Raw genomic sequence first — 4,055 nt, 5'->3', positions numbered from 1 at the left:
CCCCATGCTATCCTCATTCCCCCCCTTCAGGTGAAGGGGGGCAGGGGGGATTGCCTGCGGGAAGAGTGTCACAGTCCACCGGATACACAAAGCAGACGACTGTAGCCTGTAAGCGCTATTTTCTGAGGGTTGCACCGCTCCTCGCTAATGAGGATAATTTGGATTTTGTCGCCATCGATTGAGAACGTGGTGCTTTATTGACTGTCAATTGGATTATGGAGAGAGATACCTTCTATCCACTTGAAATCCTGAATATTTCGGGTAACCAGCTCCAGATCATATGCCAGAGCAGTACCGGCAATAAAGGCATCCCCCAATGTGATGTTTCTTTGTTGGCGGAGAATGACTGCAGCATCCAGCACCTTCTGAGATATAGGCAATATACGTGCCGAATTAAAAAAAGATTTCCAGAAATTGTTTTTCCTGTTCATTCAGCTTATGGTACCCAAGAACTTCTACATAGCTTACTGCAGATATAAATGGTGCATTAATCTCGATAAAATTCCTTAATTCAGGATATTCTGGCTGCGTTGCATAGATGATAATGTTACTATCAATCAGCATCATGTCTGCCAGGTAATCGTCTATCCTGGCGAATATGACGCTGCCAGGTTACGGGATCATCGATCTCACGAAATACATGCATGTCTGATAGTTTCTTCAGCGTAGCAGCCATTCGCTTACCACTATATGCCTGATTATCTTCAAGAGAGGCATCTTCAACTGGAGAAATCAGATCATCCACTATTGTGATCAAAACAGGAACAGGTGAATGCTTTGGAATAAGCCTCTCGGTATCATTATCCCACTCGACATAATTATCTTTGATTCGTGCTCTGAATGTCCGAAGCATGCTCTCTTCACCCGATAATGAACAAACTGCTATTAACTCATACCCGGAATAGGAATACGGAATGTATGCAATCTCTTCTATGAACTATACTATCAGGAATATAAAATTCTTCTGCCTTTCTATCCTGAGGAATATCAAAGGATGGAATCACGGCTCCTCTCACATCTCCATTGCTGCCCCCTCGATCTCACTCAGGAGATGCCGGTGTAGTATCAAGTATCTCCTGTCATCTTTACACCCCTTCAGGCGAAGGAGGGCAGGGGGGTTTGCCGGAGGGAGGAGTGTCACAATCTGACAGATATTAAAGAGAAATGGAGGCTGCCTGTAAGCGCTTGTCTGTCTGGCATATTTCAGATAATGTGTCGCATAAGAATGGGTGTGGGAGATGGATGTCTCACAACCTTCCCTCCCGGGTGATGTCAGGGAGCCAGTTGCCGGGAGGGGAACCTGGCATCTTATTCCGCAGTGGTATAGGGATTTGGGATCTGAAGACGGATGAGGATCCGAAAAAAGATGTCCCACTCACTCTGCATTTGTGTTGAGGTATTCTTCAATGGCCTTTTTGAAGAGAGCAAAGTCTCCAAGGTTTTCCTGCAGGATTGAAAATGCAATCTCATCGTTCATCCGGCCATATCTGTGAACCACCAGATTGCGAAAACCCTTCATTGTCCGGAGTTTTTCATGCATTTCAGAGCTGATGATTCCATGTGTCACGAGGTGGATGATAGTATCCTCATCCTCACCAGGAATCCCAAGCTTCAAATCCGCATTCAGGATTGCGCAGATATCGAAGACATTTTCAATTGCATATTCGATTCTTTTGTATATCCCATCCTTCATCAGGCCCATATCGAGGAATTCTTCAAAAGATTCCGGCAGATGGTTCTTCACCAGCTGAACGCTCTCCTCCATTTCGATAAGCTTTGTCCGGATCAGTGTATCCCTGACAACACCAATCATACCATCGCCTCTTTTCCGATATAGTCGTAGAAACGGTGTTTGAAGTTATCGAATTCCCTGATTGTCCGGTATGCAACATCATACGTAAAACGCATATCCTTTGCATACAGGAGACGGCCCCGGATGACCTCAATTCTGATGTAGAGCGGGAGATGTGAAAAGATCTGGATATCAATACGTGCATCTGATAATTCTTTTATGCATGCAAACCGGAATCGTTCGGCCTCTGTGGTATCGCCATCATACCAGAGACAGAGATCGATATCCGAATCAGCCCGTGCCTGCCCCGCTGCAACGGATCCATAGAGGAAGATAAAACAGACGCGATCAAAGCCATCGATAGCTTTGATACGCTTCAGAGCTTTGTCTGCAAGGTCTTCTGTGGGGGGCATGCAGGTTCTCATATATACACAATGGGCGTTCATCATCATATGTATTATTCGTCAACTACTCCACCCGAAAGAGCGGGGCGTGTAATAGCAGTGGTACAACATCCACCGTTGTAACTTCCCCAGGAATTCTGGCTTTTTCCTGTGTAACCTCAAGCACCAATTCAATGGCTTCTTTGATCTTCTCAAGGGCTTCTTCTTTCGTGTCACCCTCACTGATAGCTGCCGGAAGCTGCAGACAACGTACAGTACATCCGCCTTCTTCTGCTGCCGTAAGAGCCCTTGTATATTTCATAATTTCTCATCGTTGTTTTGGGTATAGTAAAGTTAATCCAAACAGATCTCTGTGTGAAGAGCCTGTCAAACACTGGAGAGGTGTTGGTTTTATGGGCTCGTATTGGATCTCCGTCCGATAGCAAATATCGATATTTGACGCGCCCTGCCGCTCCCATTTGAGAAGAGGAACACCGCCCACCTGCTGGTCGCATCCCAACTATCTTCTGTGCCGCGCCTCTGTTGGCTTACCCTCACCCGCACCTGGTACCGGTGCTCCCCGCGATTGCCCGGACCCCCCATGCTATCCTTACTCCCCCCTTCAGGCGAAGGGGGGCAGGGGGGTTTGCCTACGAGAAGAGTGTCACAGTCTGACAGATATCAAAGAGAGACGGAAGCTGCCTGTAAGCGCTTGTCTGTTGGAAAGGTGATCTGCCGGGACTGGTGACTGAGTGAGGATTGACTCCTCACTCCTCCGGGGTGTATACGCTCATTCGTTTTTGACCACGAAAAATTCGAATAGATCCTTATTTACAACACCATAATATACAATAGTGATAACTATTGTGTATACAATTGGGAATGACTCTTGGACACACATAATAACCTGAGATACCTCTTGAGCATTCCAGGTTGGAAGGATATCATGAGTATGCAACTTCTGAAGATGATGGCCCGCGAGGGGGAGGTCTTTACCATCGATCAGGTGCACGAAAAGACCGGGATACAAAAGGAGATATTGCGAGTAATCCTTTCCCGAATGGAGAAAGGAGGCTTCTTAGAGAGGATAAAGCGGGGAACCTATCTCATCATTCCACTCGCAAGCGAGAAAGGAAGATATACAATGCATGAATTTGTGCTTGCATCCCATCTCATCAGACCATATGCCATTGGCTACTGGAGTGCTCTTCACCATTATGGATTGACTGAGCAGATTCCAGGGACTGTATTCATACAGACAACTGCCCGATCAAAGAAGACCCTGATAGAGATGCTCGGAATCACGTTCCGTGTTATCCGATTAAAGGAAGAGAAGATCTTTGGACTTCGGAAGGAATGGATTGATGATGCTCAGGTTATTATCACCGATAAGGAGAAGACGATCATCGATTGTCTTGATAAGCCGCAGTATACCGGTGGCATCACCCTGGTTGCTCAGGCACTGGGCACCCATCAGATGACGAATACGTTTGATCTGAACAGAATGAGCAGGTATGCAATTGATATTGGAAATTCAGCAGTTGTACGGCGGCTGGGCTATCTGGCAGATACAATGGGGCTGGATATGGGCGTCACCCTTCCCCGGCCGAAGTCACATAACTATCTGCTCCTGGATCCGACGATGCCAGCTGTTGGGAGGAAGAATCCTGCATGGCGGCTGGTTATCAATACCGATGTGACTGATGGAGAATTCGCATGATTTTTTTGGAGATGGCAGCAAGGATAGATCTGCTTCATGGGATATTTCTGATCGGACGGCCAGATCAGGAGCGAATAAATCCCTTGCCTCCTATCTGATACAACCTGGTGCGGACTCTCATTTGGCGATACGTTATTTCATAATGAGATTAAGTGGAGTT

8 protein-coding genes are annotated in these 4,055 nt (G+C 46.6%); 2 read left to right on the top strand and 6 right to left on the bottom strand.

The window, feature by feature from the left end; genetic code table 11:
- Positions 1-182: hypothetical protein (locus QCH34_RS08035; RefSeq protein WP_300332656.1), on the top strand; the 182-nt coding region annotated here is incomplete at its 5' end.
- Between the two features lie 12 nt (positions 183-194).
- On the opposite strand, the gene QCH34_RS13335 is transcribed toward QCH34_RS08035, so the two are convergent.
- From QCH34_RS13335 to QCH34_RS08010, 6 genes are all read right to left on the bottom strand, one after another.
- Positions 195-431, bottom strand: coding sequence for a PIN domain-containing protein (locus QCH34_RS13335; protein ID WP_366898472.1), 237 nt, complete (start codon positions 429-431; stop codon positions 195-197).
- Between the two features lie 122 nt (positions 432-553).
- The gene (locus QCH34_RS08030; RefSeq protein WP_300332654.1) at positions 554-853 is read right to left on the bottom strand and encodes a hypothetical protein; all 300 of its coding nucleotides are present in this window, start codon (positions 851-853) and stop codon (positions 554-556) included.
- 159 nt (positions 854-1,012) lie between these two features.
- Entirely contained in the window at positions 1,013-1,141 is a 129-nt protein-coding gene (locus QCH34_RS08025) for a hypothetical protein (protein WP_300332652.1), read from the bottom strand.
- A 234-nt stretch (positions 1,142-1,375) separates the two neighbouring features.
- On the bottom strand, positions 1,376-1,813 hold the full coding sequence (locus QCH34_RS08020) for a DUF86 domain-containing protein (protein WP_300332650.1): 438 nt from the start codon (positions 1,811-1,813) through the stop codon (positions 1,376-1,378).
- Complete coding sequence (locus QCH34_RS08015; protein WP_300332648.1) at positions 1,810-2,217, bottom strand: nucleotidyltransferase domain-containing protein; 408 nt, start codon at positions 2,215-2,217, stop codon at positions 1,810-1,812. The genes QCH34_RS08020 and QCH34_RS08015 overlap by 4 nt, the downstream gene beginning before the upstream one ends.
- A 43-nt stretch (positions 2,218-2,260) precedes the next feature.
- Positions 2,261-2,497, bottom strand: coding sequence for a type II toxin-antitoxin system HicB family antitoxin (locus QCH34_RS08010; RefSeq protein WP_300332646.1), 237 nt, complete (start codon positions 2,495-2,497; stop codon positions 2,261-2,263).
- 630 nt (positions 2,498-3,127) lie between these two features.
- On the opposite strand from QCH34_RS08010, the gene QCH34_RS08005 reads away from it, so the two are divergent.
- On the top strand, positions 3,128-3,895 hold the full coding sequence (locus tag QCH34_RS08005; protein WP_300332644.1) for a type IV toxin-antitoxin system AbiEi family antitoxin: 768 nt from the start codon (positions 3,128-3,130) through the stop codon (positions 3,893-3,895).
- Positions 3,896-4,055 lie beyond the last annotated feature (160 nt).

Source organism: Methanocalculus sp., assembly GCF_029762515.1.
Lineage (GTDB): Archaea > Halobacteriota > Methanomicrobia > Methanomicrobiales > Methanocorpusculaceae > Methanocalculus.
Note: the sequence above shows the minus strand (reverse complement) of the source record. Positions and strands in the feature narration are given on the sequence as shown.